Consider the following 14,801-nt stretch of genomic DNA (forward strand, 5'->3'; position numbering starts at 1 on the left):
GTTGTTTGGGTAAAGCCTAAGTGTCTACCCATAAATACAAACAACTAAAAATTAGTCACAAAAAAAGCGCCCTTAGGCGCTTTTTGCTTCAGTTACGACAATTAAGCGTAAACGAAGTCAACATGTTCAATGATTGGCTTGAACACGTGGCGTTGCATAGCTTGTGCACGAACACCCACTTCTTTACCATCAACAACGATAGTCAGAGTAGAAGTGTAGAAGTCAGCATTAGCTTGAATGTTAATGATATCTTTGTGATCAAAAACAATAGAAACTGGCTCTTTGCCTTGGCCATAAATAACAGCAGGTACTTTACCAGCATGGCGTAGGCGGCGGCTCGAACCTTTCCCTATTTCAGTGCGGGTTTGTGCTTGGATAGTGTAAGACATGTGTTTCTCACTTAAATTTAGAGTAAAAAGTTGCCGGCATTTTCGACCAATGACGGCTCATATAAAGCGCGCGAATACTAACATAGATACCCAAGGCGCACAAGAATACCGCAAGCCCTCTATTTATCGGCGTCAGCGTTAGCAAAACAGACCGCTATTTATCAAATTGAGGAACTTGTATCTTGGCTGTTACGGCAGAGAAAAGGCTTTGATCTCAAACAAAAAACACGAGATCTAGATCACACTGGGAAATTGAGAAGCCTGTTAAGCTCGGGCAAATTTCGATAACTGCTGTGTCAAAAAATGCGTCATGCGCTATACCAGTTACAACAAGAAAATAGACTTTCATGCCAACTGGCCCGTGAACTCGTCTCTCTTATCGAAACCGTTCCTTATCAGCAAAATACCCTCGAATTAAAATTCTTAGAATTGCTTGCCTGCACCCAACAAAAAAACCGCAGCTTGATCTTACTTATGCAAATTATTGAGTCTGTCGATATTGAGTCACAGAGGCAAAGACAATATCAATTTTCACAACGTCTCAGCCTATTGATCTGTGATTGGCAACAACATAGAGAAATGAACAAACTCAATCAACAATTTATCCCGCTGCTCAGACATTACTTGATCGAATCGCAAGCCTTGGAACAAGATTTTTATCAGCAGATCCAACAACAGATCATTGCTACCAGTGCCTTACCGGACCACAATCGACGTGCACAAAGCCAGAATTAGGGTAATAACCCACACCACCGAGTTTCAGGGATAAAGCCGCTTCTCTGAGGGTTTTTAGTTTAACGCTAGGGATCGCTATGTCCATCGCCATGCCGCGCATGTGATAACTCTTCTTAGCAACTCCGCCACTGTGGCTCACGAGCATGGCATTGGTTTTTGGTGAACGGTAACCGGAAATCACATGGATTTCATCGTTGGTATTCAAGGTTGTTTTGAGCGAGTGGAGTAAATCAAATAAGCGCTTATCCATAGGTGCTGCCACATTCTGACGATGATCCCGCAGCAAATGATTAAAATTGTCTAACACCTTGCTCTGATAATGACCATCTACCCAGTAACTACCGTCATCGCGCTCGCCAGTATGACGATTAAACAAACTTAACTCGCGGATCCCTTTGGTTGAACGGCTGGCAACCGCTTTTGAGGGAATAAAGGAACATAATGCCACACCACTAAGGCCTAACAATAACTGCCTACGGGCAGGACATATTAAAGTCACATGATCACCTTTTGTATGCTTTTTGGTCACTAGTAAGGCAAATTATACTGAATAAGCCCTAAGATCAAGTTTTGCCAACCCCATTCTGAGTAGGATTTCAAAATGCCAAGCGAGTTCAGATGCTTATCTTGCTCAACTTTACAGCACAAAAACGTTAATGTTGTTCCAAAACCGTGGCAGGCACAGCATTCGTCAGCTCAGGTTCCAAATCATAAATGTCGCGACGGTATTGCTCCTGCCCACTATCGTCTAACCATGCAGTCCAGTAAACCAGATGCACGGGCAACTTTTCGGAAAGTGAAAACCACTGAGGTTCAGTAATACCAGGGGCTAACTTGTCCCATAAACGTTTGTCTTTTACTAAATGTTCTTTAAACCACTGGGCTAATTCAGTGGCTTTTTCAATACGAATACAACCAGATGATAGTGCCCTATCGTCCTTTTTAAAGAGACTTGGCTCAGAAGTTCCATGTAAATAGACACTGAAACTGTTATCAAAGTGAAACTTATATTTACCTAATGCATTCTTCGCCCCAGGGCGTTGTACAAGCTGATAGGGAAACGAAGCGCTGGCTAAGGCCTGCCATTCCTCTGGCATGCGTTGCACCTGTTGACCGTTATAATCGTACACATCAAATTGACGTTCATTAAGATAATGACCATTTCGCTGAATTTGCGGCAGAATGTCCCGCCGTAAAATGCTGCTAGGCACTCGCCAACTAGGGTTAAGCACCACGCTAGAAATCTGACTGTCCAAAATCGGTGTTTGCCGAGAAGATTTACCCACAATGACCTTGGAACTTAACACTGGCGTACCATTATCGACCAACGTCATCTCAAAAGCGGGCACATTAATCAGCAAATAACTCGGCTCTAATTTACGTTCAAACACTCTTTGTCGAATAGTGTTTTTAGCTAATAGTACCGACCTCGCCCTTGGCGATTGGTTCACCCAAAATAAGGTCTGCTTACCTATCACCCCGTCCTGTTTTAGCCCGTGCTTTTGCTGAAAGCGCTTAATGCCAATCATAAGTTCTTCGGTATAAACTTGATTCACTCTAGGCTCAGTGGCTAAGTCTCCCAATATCCACATACGCTTTGCTATGGTATCAACGATCTGATGACTCATTCCTAAGGTTAACTTTTCATCTAGCACTAAAGTTTCCCATGGTTCAATTGTGTCCAATTGCACTAAATGGGCGATTTGCTTAAGCACCCTTTGATATTGGGGATCTACTGGAATAACGGATGAAACCGTCCCTGGGGCTCCAGCGTTGTTACATTCAGCGGATGTCATCACATAATGCCAGTAACCGGTAACATCAGCTTGGATTCGTACTAAATCAGCAGTAGATAAGGTATTAGGAGAAAGTGTTAAGTCACGATAATGCTGGCCAAATACTGGATTAACGCCTGCGAGATCCAATAGCAACACCTGTAGCACTAAGGCCGCAAGCGGCAGCACAGCAGTAAGATCTTCAGCTTTACCCTCAAGATTTGGCTGCGCAGCAATACTCGAATTTGATGTCAAGGATTGAGCGCCATCAGCTGCACCTACCTTTGGCACTAAAATTATTGGAATACAGAAAAAAAGGCTGAGTAATAGTTGCGCTAGATTACGCCTCGTCGGCATCGGGTTAATCTGCAATGCTTTCAAGTTCGCGATGTTGAACTCCTGCTCTATCAATTTGAGTTCTCTCACGTTTAGCGTTACACGCATGGATGGGGGCAAATAGCGAATGATCTTTTTCAATATCATAAATACTCCCTTAGCTATTTTTAAGGTCACCTGAGAGCCAGCGGTTATATCAATCAACAACACTATGATATGACTATTCCATGGAGATCAATTAATTACTAGGGGTTAACTCCAGATAACGAAAAGAAAAATGCCACTGAGGTCGTCAGTGGCATTGATATCAAACAAACTCGCATAAATATGCTGAGCAAGTGCTCGTTAGCAAAAAGACACGAGATCTTCTTCGACAAATTGCTCTGGTAATTTCTGTAGGCTACGTAACATCAAAGGATTTGCCAACACCATCGCCATTTCTTGACGATTGAGTAAAGCTAATGCGCTCTGTTGACAACGAGCTTCATGCACCTTCACATGCACTATGGCTTCCATCGCTTCAATTGGTGTACCCGCAGCACGCAAAGGCTGTTTATCCACCATGGCTAAATGCAATTCCATCAACGCAGGGTCTTTAAGTACCTGTGCTAACGTCCAAGGCTCAGCAATGTGTCTTTGGTAAGCGGCACGCGCTTCTTGCGCTTGCAGACAAATTTGCGCAGGGTTACGTTCTTCTGGTGTTGCAAGAATACCAGCACGCTTGAACACTTCGCCAATTTTAACTGAACCTGTCCATGCCGAAATAGGCACAGCAATCCACAGACCGATCAACGCCGGACTCATCCAAGCTAACAAAGTCAAAGAATCCAAAATAGCCGCATAACCTAACATCACACCTGCCAGCATATGCCAGCGGTGACGATAGATTAACGTCATCCAAGGCATACTGCCGTCATCACGACGTTGCGGCGACCAACCACTGTCCCGCCCCATCAGAATTGACATCACAGCACCACAATGGATAAACATCATGATAGGTGCAATCAGCGCTGAAAGTATGACCTCAAAGATCACACTGAATATCGCTTTAATTCGACCACCAACACTGCGAGCAAACTCACCGTCTTTAAGCAGCAACAAGACCCCAAATACTTTAGGGCCAAACAAAACCCCCATAGTAATGTAGAACAATCTTAATGCCCTATCCGAGTCCATGATGGGCCAAGTCGGGAACAGTGAAAATTGATCGGTGAAATATTCAGGTCGAATAAAGTGTGCCTGCAAAGCCAACATCAAACCGGTCAAAATCAACATCAACCAGAAAGGAGATGACAAATAAGCCATGATACCCGTCAGTAAATGTAAACGGCTTACCCAGTGCAAACCTTTAGTCGGCAAAATACGCGAATGCTGCAAGTTACCTTGGCACCAGCGACGATCACGCACGGCTAAGTCGATAATCGACGGTGGACATTCTTCGTATGAACCCGGTAAGTCATAGGCAATGACCACACTCCAACCCGCACGGCGGATCAGCGCAGCTTCAACAAAGTCATGGCTCATGATGTGACCACCAAAAGGTGGCTTACCCTTAAGGTTGGGTAATCCGGCCGCGGTCATAAAGGCTTCGGTGCGGATTATGGCGTTGTGGCCCCAGAAGTTACCTTCTTTTTGTACCCACCAGCCTAACCCGGTACCAATTACCGGACCATAAATACGCGCCGCAAATTGCTGTAAACGGGCCATTAAAGTGGTGCCATTGATCAACGACGGAATCGTTTGGATCAAACCCGCATCAGGATCGGCCTGCATGCGCTGAGCTAAGCCAGTGATGGTTGAAGACTCCATCAAACTGTCGGCATCAAGCACTAACAAGTGATCATAACGCGATCCCCAACGACGGCAAAAATCGGCTACGTTACCCGCTTTACGGGCGACGTTTTTACGACGGCGACGGTAATACACCCGCGAATGCTTATGGGTTTCTTGACGTAACACCAGAAACGCCTGCTCTTCGAGCAAAGCAATATCGGGATCGGTAGTATCACTTAAGATAAACCAATCAAAAGCATGACCATGACCCGTTTGCGACAAGGTTTCAGCCATCACTGAAACCGCCGAGAATACCCTATCAGGAGATTCGTTATAGGTCGGCATCAAAATCGCGGTTCGCGTATGCAGTTCAGTCACTTGTAAATCTTTTGCCCGCGGTTTTCGCAGTAAAATTAAAAAACCTGCAATACCGCTACAAAACGCCAAAGCAATCCAGCAGAAATTAACCGCAAACAGCACTAGCACTAAATATTCCAGAGGAGTAATTCCGCCAATGCTAAATACCGCCCCCATTTCATAGATAGCAAACAAAGATAATAATAAAGCCCCACCCACCACAAACACACGACGGTAGGTACGCGAGCGTACCCCATCAGCCACAGTGCTACGGCGAGGGAATCCCTCTGGCATCTTACTTAAATTTTGGGGTTCCATAGCGCCAGGCCGTTCATTTGGCATAGCACTACCACCCACGAGGACTTCCGTCTCGAGTACCGAGTTATCGGATACAGTCATATCATGTTGCTCCGTCATGAACCTTACAGCGTCCAGCGATAGAGCCAGGTTTCAACCTGACGAGGAGTTGGGAACTTAAGTTCAGCGCGCAGTTCGATAAGATCTTTATCTTCTGGCTCTAATTCAAAAGCTAAGCGATAGCCATTTTTAGCGGCATTACGGGCAATCACCACGTTCGTGACCACACCACTAGAAGCTTCAACTTTAGCGACTGGCATTTCATCTGTCATCGGACCTTCAACTTGATAGTCGACCACAAATAAACGTCTTGGAGTCGCCTTAGCAATATCGGCACGACCACTGGCAGAGCGAGAAATATGTACAGCACCGACTTTCGCAGCAGGTTCTTCACCCCAACTCATGCGATAGGCAAAATGAAATTCACCGCCAGCAGGAATAGGCTGACGTGGTTTCCAATAACTAACAATGTTGTCATGAATCTCAGACTCTGTCGGAATTTCAGTCAACACCACAGAACCTTGCCCCCAATTACCCACAGGCTCAATCCATAGGCTTGGGCGACGTTCGTAATGGGCTTCTAAATCTTGATATGACGCATAGTCACGCTCACGTTGGATCAGACCAAATCCCTGAGGCGAGTTGTCAGAAAACGCACTGACTTGTAACTGACGTGGATTAGCTAATGGGCGCCATAAATGCTCACCACGACCATTTAACATCAATAAACCATCAGAATCATGTACTTCAGGTCTAAAATCATCGGTGTCATGACGACCATTGAGTGAATGTAAAAACATGCTAGTGCTTGGTGCTAAACCGACTTTGCTCAGCTCAACACGAGGAAACAGTGTCGCTTCTACATCAATCAAGGTGTTATCACCGGGACGGACAGAGAAAGTATAGGCACCTGCTACGCTTGGGCTATCTAACAAGGCATGCACAACAATCAAGTTGCTGTCATTGTGTGGACGCTCAACCCAGAAGGCGCGAAATATCGGGAATTCTTCCCCTTCAGCGTCAGCCGTTTTTAACGCCAAACCACGGGAAGATAAGCCATAGGCGTTACCTTTACCTAAAGCACGGAAATAACTCGCACCTTGGAATACCATAAGCTCGTCAAATACACCGTTCGTATTCAATTGGTTATGAATACGGAATCCTGAGTAGCCAATGTCATCATTTGGTAGCGCTTGAGTAATCACTTCACCCGCGGTGAAATATTTAGGCTCATAGGCTAAGTGCGTTGCATTCTGACCTTCTACAATCGCAATCTCGATCAGATCCTGAAAATAGAAACCACGGTGGAACATTTGCATTTGAAATGGCACGCCCTGATCACGCCAAATAGACGCAGTCGGGTTAAAACGAATATCTCTGTATTCATCGTATGACAGTTTAGCAAGGCCAGCTGGCAAAGGATCTTTGAGGGTCACATAAGGTTTCGCTGCCAAACGTTTTGCAATCTTCACGACAGTTTCGCTATCAAAAGCGCCTGTCTTAGTGAATCTGATTTGATTTTTTGTACTGGGCTGAGAAATCACTTTCGGTGGAGTAACCACAGGAACTGCCTCGGCGGGTTTTGTCTCTTCAGCGTACGCGACACCAGACAGGGCGACTACAGCGCCTAGCGTCAGTGAACATATGAGTGACGAATAAGGTTTGGACGATGGGCAACGCAACAAGCTAACCATAGATAGGTAACCTAAAAAATAAACTAAGAAATCAATGTTTTTTATGTATACAGTGAATTTTTTTCACTCTGATTTAGAGATGAAAAAAAACAGTTGCTTACATATCGCGAAAGATATCAGAAGGAGAAAAAAACTCATAAATAAAGATGCAGTTAACCCCTTCTACACAATACTATTTGAGAATAAGCTTATACCAAAAATGAATATTAAAATAACATTATCATGCTTATTTCTGTTTTCAAAGTTACAAAAACAAATTAAGTGATCCAAATGCTACATTATTGAAAGTAAAATGAGCCTTTTTACACCTCAACTAAGTGTTGATGATCATAGATGAAATATCACAATAAGCGAATCAATCTGTTGGTAAGCCTAAGGATTAACACTAAGACAGCAGGAAAATTCAAAATTTTACCCGCTTAAATGTATCAAAACAACTGAGCTGATGTCACTGAAACTGCGGATCTATTTTAACATTTCATTGCCTGAACTATTTTGGCAGAAAAAGTGTCACAGATAATCCACCTTGATCCCTAGGCGCAATCACTAAACGACCTTGGTGCAATTCTATGATGTGATAGCAGATAGACAAACCTAATCCCGCGCCTATGCCTTCATTTTCATTCACACGATAAAAACGTTCTGTCGCATTGGCAATCTGCGGCTCTGTCATGCCTTGGCCTCGATCCGCGACACAAATACAGATTTCATCATCCAAAGCATGGGCCAACACTGAAATCTCCGATTCCTGTGGACTGTATTTACAGGCATTTTCGATAATATTCTTCAGTACAAGTAGCAAATAAAAACGATCACAGGTCACCGTTAGATTGGATGCGATATCGATATTCCATTCATAATCTGTGATTTGTGGCATTAATTGATTAAGCGCATCTTCGACCATAGGCAAAATGGCGTGGGATGACACATTAAGCTCATTAATCGAGTCCACCCTTGCTAATACGAGTAATTGTTCAACGGTATGACTCATGTGCACGACGCCAGCATCTATCGCAGCTAAATGGAATTTCTGCTGCGGATCATCATCAATCAGACTCTCTAAGCCATGTTGATGTAATTTAATCACAGATAATGGCGTTTTAAGCTCATGGGCCGCATCGGCGCTAAAACGACGCTCACGGGCGATAAATCGCGCGATACTATTGATATATAAGTTCAATGCGCGCCGAACAGGGACTAATTCTTTAGGCAATGACATAGTCAACGGGGTCAAATCGTTGGGCGCCCGTCCAATTAATTCTCTTTCAAAGGTTTTTAATGGCCGAAACAAGAGATAAAACAAGAAGCTAACAATAATTAATGTTAAAGGCACTACCATTAAAGGCACAATAACGGCGTTATGCATGATTTGCGATACGAGCTCTTGGCGTACTTCATCCTGTTGAGCAGTGACAATCCAAACATGATTTTTAACCGAAAAAAAACTGAACACATGCCAAAGTTCTCCTTCGAACACTTTCTTATGATAGCCCTGTACGAATCGACTAATAGGTTGATGACCAATATTATCCGATAAAACTAAGGCCTCACCCGCCTCACTCCAGATTTGAAACGCCAATTTATGCTCATAGGCCAGTTTCAGCGCATCGGCCTTTTCGGCAAAGGAACTGATCTGGCTATCGGGAACGTGGAGCACTTGGGGTATGACGAGATCCTGAGCTGTTGCATTGGGCTCAGTATGATAGAACAACTCCAACATTTTAGCGGTTTGGAGCATTTGCGCATCGAAGAGTTCTTCGATTTGATGCTTAGAATCCCGAGTACTCAACCAGCTAGATACAGCGACGGATACTGAAATACCTGACAAAATTAATAATGTCAGTACCAAACGCAGTGAATACACATCTAGCCCCTTTAATCGAATCACTTCTTTTTCCTAACGACTATGCTTCAAGTCATCACTGCGTTATCAGTACCCACAAACGTGGAGCTTGTCACTTAACTCTTCAAATTAATTTATTTCAATCAAGGTATAGCCTATTCCACGCACGGTTTTGATTAATTCATTGGCAAGTTTTTTGCGCAGATGGTGGATATGCACTTCTATTGAATTACTGCCGACCTCATCCCAGCCATAGGTTAACTGTTCTAACTGGCTGCGGGTCAATACACGCCCTGCCGACTGAGCGAGTTCGAGCAGTAATTGAAATTCACGCCGTGAAAGCAGCACATTTTGATCACGAAAGGTCACTTCACGGGTATTTAAATCGATACACAAAGCACCAATAATCAAACTGTTGTGATCGAGCCCATACTGACGTCTGACGATGGCACGAATGCGCGCGGCTAGTTCACGCACATCAAAAGGTTTACCGAGATAATCATCGGCGCCCATGTCTAAACATTCGAGCTTAGTGTCAAAATCCGTATTAGCGGTCAGAACTATTGTGGGAATTGACACTCCCTGCTGGCGCCAAGCTTTAAGTAACTCTTTACCATTACCGTCAGGCAATCCCAGATCGAGCACTATGGCACTGAAGCTTTCATTTTTAACCCCCAACAAGGCTTGCTGATAACTATTAAGGTGATCAACTTGCATACCCAGCTTCGCCAAACTCAAGCAAATTCCTTGGGCTAATAACTCATTGTCTTCAACCAACATAATACGCATTCAATGTCCTTAACTGAGCCCTAACGGAAAATACTGAACTTAACATCTTGTTGCTGTAAAAAATCTTCCGCGTCTCGCCCCTGCAGCATAGCCATAGTGGCGAGCATACCTGCAGTCACGCAGTTTGGCCCTAACACAGTCACAGAGCGCGGCGCATGGATAACGGGATAGCCAGTGCGTGGGTCGACAATATGGCCGTAACGCTTTCCATCGACTTCAAAAAATCGCCGCGTATCGCCACTGGTCGCTAATGCACCCTGACTAATCGCCAGTACACTCGCAGCGTGGTCAAGGTGTCGTGGATCTTCAATTCCCACTTGCCATGGCGTCACTTTAGACACGGGACAAGCGATATCACCGCCAAAATTCACTAACACTGGAATGTCTGGATAACATTCGGCTAACTCATAGGCGACTCTGTCGACCGCATATTCTTTTGCGATACCACCAAAATCCAATTTCATACCTGTTGGCATCTCAATATGGCGCGAATCAAACTCGATGCGCTCAAACCCCACTAAGTCTTTCGCGGCAAGTATGCGGCCATGTTCGGGCAATTGGGCTTTGGGATCAAAGCGCCACAGTTCCATTAACGGCCCAGCAGAAATATCAAAGAGTCCATCACTGAGCTGAAAACATTGTTTAGCAAAAGCCAATAACTGCCAGGTTTCTTCATCGATAAGCTGCTTATGACCATTGGCATGGTTTAATTGCCACAGACAATTCTGCGCGATAAAGCGACTGTACTTATGTTCGATACGCAGCGCCTCAGTGACAGCCATATCCAACATATCGTCAGCAATATCAAGTTGATCACACCCAATGAGTATTTCACAGGGACTCGCCATGGCCCTAAATTCGCCCACATAACCCCAATCACGGCGCAGCAACGAATAAGGTGCGGTCTTTAGCGACGATGTCGACATCATAAATCACCTCTTCACATGGCATACACTGGGATTGCGATTGAATAAGTTCAGGGGTAAATTGAGTATGGGTAGCTAAGCTACCCATACAGTTTAACGCCTTGCTATCTGAGCCAGTAGCATTATTTCGTATTAAAAAGAATAACTAAACTGTGCTGTAATTGCCTTCTGAGTCGGAAATAGATCGAAGTTTTGCAGCTCTCCAGGAATCGTAGCGCCGTTATTTTTCGGATCCTGTTGGTAATACTCTAAGCGATACGACATTTCATGACCGCCCGATAATCTATGGCCAAATTTAACCCCAATCGTATAAGCCGACATATCACCGATACGATAATCGGCACTGGCAAACTCTGGCAGTGGCGTATCCGCCATCAAGAAAGGTTGATAGAAGTTAGCCGCCGTTTGTTGGTAATAGCGCAGATGTAATTGACCATAGAAATTGCCAGTAAAGTAATACCGATAATGGGTTTCTAAGGTATGCGATGTGAGGTCCCAGTCATCGGTATTATAACGATAGGAAAAATCCACCACACCCGCATCTAATGCGCCTTTGGTCATCACGTAAAAACTGTGCTTCAAGCGCGAATCAGGGCGGCTTTCATACAATAAATCCTGAGTAATGCCGTTGTTATCCACCACACTGAGCACCTTGTAGGGATCAGTTAAATAGCCATTCACACTCGACAAGCCGTAATTGGCTTGCAACAACCAGCGCTGACTAAGCACTTGGGTGATACCTAACATCACATCCGCGGTCTGCTTATTATCACTGCCACCTTGACGAGTCGCATCGAATGCGCTGCGATAAGCTTCCTCGCTGGTGAAGTTATCGCGAATGACCATCGAAGATAAATCCACCGGACGACCGCCAACGGGGTCAACCACATCGAAACTATAAGCCGTACCTAAAAATAAAGTGGTGTTGTCTTTATTAAACCCTCGCTCAATTCCGGCATTGATGCCCATTGACATATAATCAAACTCTTTCGAGCCATATGCGCCAACATTGAGTTTCCAATCTGGTGTTAGCACTTCACTCCAACCGACATTGGCTTGTACGCGAGTATCGTGAAAGGTGTCATCTAACGGCGTTTCCCCCGCTGAAACATGATATTGACCATTACCAGATGGTCGAGTAAACGTTTGGCTAGAACTTTGGGCCACGGCGCCCGATGCTGAAGGCCCCGTTAGACTATCAACCACGAGTTTGAGATCCAGCACACTGTCATCGCCAAAGGCTTTTTGCGCTGTGCCTATAGCTTCGATGGCTTGTACTCTATCTTGCTCACCGTAATACATTAACGCAGCATCGATCTTCCAGTCGTCAGCTTTTTTAGATAATTCAGTCGCATGGCCACTTGTTGCAAACAGTCCACAACTGGCTAATGCGAGAGCACCTGCTATCTGCTTCGATTGTCTTGTATTTATTTGGTTCTTTTTTTGAGTCATAGCTGACAACACCTGTAGGTCATTTCCATCTATTCAATACCGCGGGATTTCGCCCCAGATTTTAGAACATCTGCTCGTCACATTTGTTTTAGTACGTCTGTTCATTACATCTGTGTGTTACATTTATTCGTTACATCTAAAGGCAAATAACACCAACGGAGAGTTTAGTTACAGCCACATCCACCACCGGCAAATGCACGACCGCCGCTACTGCCTTCTTTACTAAAATAAATATGATCATCGAGTGCAAGATCGAGCTTTTCACTGTCGAGCGCCATATCGCTGCGGGCCAACTGGCCTTTCTCCCACGGCTGCACTCCTAAACTTGAACATCCACTCAAACCTATGATGAGCGTTACTGCGACTAATGCGGGTCTAAGCATAAATTACTCCTTCAGTAAATTGACGAGCTCTTGCTCGTATTCAGCGGTTTTATCGGCATAAAAGCCAACATGATGCTGTACTAACTGACCTTGACGATTGAACATAAAACTGCTCGGCATGCCCAGCAAATCGAAACTGCGAGCGACATCACCTTCGGGGTTAAAACGTACTGAAAAATTGGCAGGGACTTGTTTTAAGAATTCCTGGGCTAACTCGTTATCTGTATCTAGGTTGATTGCCACGACAGCTAATCCCTGATCTTGATACTTTTTTTGTATTTCATTCATCCAAGGAAACGATTTACGGCAAGGGCCACACCAGGATGCCCAAAAATCGACATAGACGACTTTGCCTTTAAACTCACTCAGGGAAACAGCTTGGTTTTGCGCGTTAAACACTTGATAGTCCAGCGATGGCGCGGCTTGTACGCCTGCGGCCAATAAACTGAGTAACAATAATATTTTCTTCATAGCATATTCCGCATTAACGATTACGTTCGAATCTATTAACTGAATCTTAAGGTTTTCTTAAACAAGCTTATATAAGTTTAATTAACCTGCTCGCCCAGACTCACCACGCGAATGAACCATAGTCATCTGCATCGCCTTAATCACATGAGTGCTTATTAAGTGACCGATTTCATCCAAAATGGCAAATGTGAGACATTTTGTCCCATTAGAAAAAGTGAAATTAGATCTGTGTCATGTTAATTAAATGTCAAAATCAGTTCGGTCACATCTCTTAAAAATTCTTGATATACATCAATAATCTTTACACTCCAACGGCCTAAACTGACACTGTCAATTATGTAAACCCTTACCAATTTACATTTAAATAACAAAAAAGGTTGACCCATGGACACACATGCAGCCCTATATGAACAGGGAAAGGCGCGCTTAGATGCGTTACGCCAATTCGCTCCCCGTCAACAACAATCGCTGATTGAGAAAATGCAACAGCACGGCATTAGTCGCCGTGATTTTATGAAGTGGAGTGCCATGGTGACGAGCATGCTCGCATTACCCCTCCCCTTTAGTAACTTAGTGGCCGAAGCTGCCGAATTAGCCGATCGTGTACCCTTAATCTGGTTACATATGGCCGAATGTACTGGCTGCTCCGAATCTTTAATTCGTACCGATACCCCCAATCTAGACTCACTGATTTTCGATCATATTTCCTTGGAATATCACGAAACCTTAATGGCTGCAGCGGGTTGGCAAGCTGAAGAGAACCTCGAACATGCACTCGAAACCTACAAGGGCCGCTATTTACTGGCCGTTGAAGGGGCGATTCCGACTGCAAATAACGGCAGTTTCTTAACTGTGGGTTGTAAAGGCCACACAGGGTTAGAAATCATCAAGCATGCTGCTGAAGGCGCCGCCGCGATTATCTCTGTCGGCACTTGTGCGGCGTTTGGTGGGGTGCAAGCCGCTTATCCAAACCCAACGGGGGCGAAAGGCGTGCATGAAGTGGTCAGTAAACCCGTGATTAACTTAGGCGGTTGCCCACCGAGTGAAAAGAACATAGTCGGCACTTTGATGTACTTCATCATGTTCGGAAAATTACCTGCGCTGGATATGTTTAATAGACCTAAATGGGCTTACGGCGCACGGGTACACGATAACTGTGAACGCCGCGGCCGCTTCGATGCAGGTGAATTCGTTGAAGAATTTGGCGATCACGGTGCGAAAGAAGGCTACTGCCTTTATAAAGTCGGTTGTAAAGGCCCTTACACCTACAACAACTGCCCAACCGAGCGCTTTAACCATCACACTAGCTGGCCAGTACTCGCTGGACACGGTTGTATGGGTTGCTCAGAACCTAACTTCTGGGACGATATGGCTGACTTTGAAAAACCCCTTGGCCGTCAACTCCTCCATGGATTGGATGCGACCGCAGATACTATTGGTGCGGTGATTTTAGGCGCGACTGTGGTGGGCATTGGAGCCCATGCCGTTGCCAGTATTTTTGCCAAACCGCTGGAGGAATAA

General features: G+C 44.8%; 14 protein-coding genes. 2 read left to right on the forward strand and 12 right to left on the reverse strand.

Translation table 11 applies throughout. The features are described 5' to 3' along the window. Window positions 1-101: 101 nt before the first annotated feature. Complete coding sequence (gene rplY / locus L5M37_RS00705; protein ID WP_028760163.1) at window positions 102-389, reverse strand: 50S ribosomal protein L25; 288 nt, start codon at window positions 387-389, stop codon at window positions 102-104. A 303-nt stretch (window positions 390-692) separates the two neighbouring features. On the opposite strand from rplY, the gene L5M37_RS00710 reads away from it, so the two are divergent. Continuing rightward, complete coding sequence (locus tag L5M37_RS00710) at window positions 693-1,124, forward strand: hypothetical protein (RefSeq protein ID WP_106650352.1); 432 nt, start codon at window positions 693-695, stop codon at window positions 1,122-1,124. Here the strand turns inward: L5M37_RS00710 and L5M37_RS00715 are convergent. From L5M37_RS00715 to L5M37_RS00765, 11 genes are all read right to left on the reverse strand, one after another. Next, entirely contained in the window at window positions 1,075-1,623 is a 549-nt protein-coding gene (locus L5M37_RS00715) for a DUF882 domain-containing protein (RefSeq protein WP_028760165.1), read from the reverse strand. The genes L5M37_RS00710 and L5M37_RS00715 overlap by 50 nt on opposite strands. A gap of 154 nt (window positions 1,624-1,777) precedes the next feature. Next, complete coding sequence (locus L5M37_RS00720) at window positions 1,778-3,256, reverse strand: L,D-transpeptidase family protein (protein WP_411569060.1); 1,479 nt, start codon at window positions 3,254-3,256, stop codon at window positions 1,778-1,780. 324 nt (window positions 3,257-3,580) lie between these two features. After that, window positions 3,581-5,764: a glucans biosynthesis glucosyltransferase MdoH gene (mdoH, locus tag L5M37_RS00725; RefSeq protein ID WP_105252289.1), complete on the reverse strand. Its 2,184-nt coding sequence runs from the start codon at window positions 5,762-5,764 to the stop codon at window positions 3,581-3,583. A gap of 23 nt (window positions 5,765-5,787) precedes the next feature. Further along, window positions 5,788-7,416, reverse strand: a complete 1,629-nt coding sequence (locus L5M37_RS00730; protein ID WP_263199030.1) for a glucan biosynthesis protein G — start codon at window positions 7,414-7,416, stop codon at window positions 5,788-5,790. 490 nt (window positions 7,417-7,906) lie between these two features. Beyond that, complete coding sequence (locus tag L5M37_RS00735; protein ID WP_131525481.1) at window positions 7,907-9,304, reverse strand: ATP-binding protein; 1,398 nt, start codon at window positions 9,302-9,304, stop codon at window positions 7,907-7,909. 84 nt (window positions 9,305-9,388) lie between these two features. Further along, window positions 9,389-10,048 (reverse strand): response regulator transcription factor, encoded by a 660-nt coding sequence (locus tag L5M37_RS00740; RefSeq protein ID WP_028760171.1) that lies wholly within the window; start codon window positions 10,046-10,048, stop codon window positions 9,389-9,391. Window positions 10,049-10,068: 20 nt separating this feature from the next. Beyond that, window positions 10,069-10,977, reverse strand: coding sequence for an FAD:protein FMN transferase (locus L5M37_RS00745; RefSeq protein WP_131525480.1), 909 nt, complete (start codon window positions 10,975-10,977; stop codon window positions 10,069-10,071). Beyond that, entirely contained in the window at window positions 10,925-11,062 is a 138-nt protein-coding gene (locus L5M37_RS00750) for a hypothetical protein (RefSeq protein WP_263199031.1), read from the reverse strand. The genes L5M37_RS00745 and L5M37_RS00750 overlap by 53 nt, the downstream gene beginning before the upstream one ends. Window positions 11,063-11,106: 44 nt before the next feature. Then, window positions 11,107-12,426, reverse strand: a complete 1,320-nt coding sequence (locus L5M37_RS00755; protein ID WP_263199033.1) for a DUF3570 domain-containing protein — start codon at window positions 12,424-12,426, stop codon at window positions 11,107-11,109. Between the two features lie 164 nt (window positions 12,427-12,590). Then, on the reverse strand, window positions 12,591-12,809 hold the full coding sequence (locus L5M37_RS00760) for a DUF4266 domain-containing protein (protein WP_263199035.1): 219 nt from the start codon (window positions 12,807-12,809) through the stop codon (window positions 12,591-12,593). A 3-nt stretch (window positions 12,810-12,812) separates the two neighbouring features. After that, window positions 12,813-13,280 (reverse strand): TlpA disulfide reductase family protein, encoded by a 468-nt coding sequence (locus L5M37_RS00765; protein ID WP_028760175.1) that lies wholly within the window; start codon window positions 13,278-13,280, stop codon window positions 12,813-12,815. Between the two features lie 384 nt (window positions 13,281-13,664). Here L5M37_RS00765 and hyaA point away from each other — a divergent pair, with 384 nt between their 5' ends. Then, on the forward strand, window positions 13,665-14,801 hold the full coding sequence (gene hyaA, locus L5M37_RS00770; protein ID WP_028760176.1) for a nickel-dependent hydrogenase small subunit: 1,137 nt from the start codon (window positions 13,665-13,667) through the stop codon (window positions 14,799-14,801).

The sequence above is a fragment of the Shewanella sp. SM69 genome (assembly GCF_025653985.1).
In the GTDB taxonomy this organism is placed as follows: domain Bacteria; phylum Pseudomonadota; class Gammaproteobacteria; order Enterobacterales; family Shewanellaceae; genus Shewanella; species Shewanella oncorhynchi.